The organism is Limosilactobacillus panis DSM 6035 (genome assembly GCF_001435935.1).
Lineage (GTDB): Bacteria > Bacillota > Bacilli > Lactobacillales > Lactobacillaceae > Limosilactobacillus > Limosilactobacillus panis.
In genome coordinates this window covers 1-239 of sequence record NZ_AZGM01000107.1, presented here as the reverse complement: position 1 = coordinate 239, position 239 = coordinate 1, and the positions used below count along the sequence as shown (strand labels likewise).

Annotated in this window: 1 protein-coding gene; it reads left to right on the top strand. The window is 47.3% G+C overall.

Translation table 11 applies throughout. The annotated features are described in order from the left end of the window. Positions 1–239 (top strand): IS30 family transposase (locus FD32_RS06855; protein ID WP_156410647.1); only part of this gene is annotated, 239 nt, incomplete at both ends.

The following is a 239-nucleotide window of genomic DNA, read 5'->3' as shown; positions in this document are numbered from 1 at the left end:
GATACCGTACTTTCTGGCAAACGTAAAGGCCAAGCTGTGGCTACTTTTGTGGAGCGTAAGAGTCGCCTGACAATTGTTAAACGGCTCCATGGTCGCGACAGTCAGTCCATGACTCAAGCCATACTTGAACTAGCTAGTCAACTTCAAGACAAGCTCAAGACGCTTACCGTAGATCATGGTAAAGAGTTCGCTAACTACCAGGCAATTGAGCAGCGAACTGGTACTCCGGTTTATTTTGC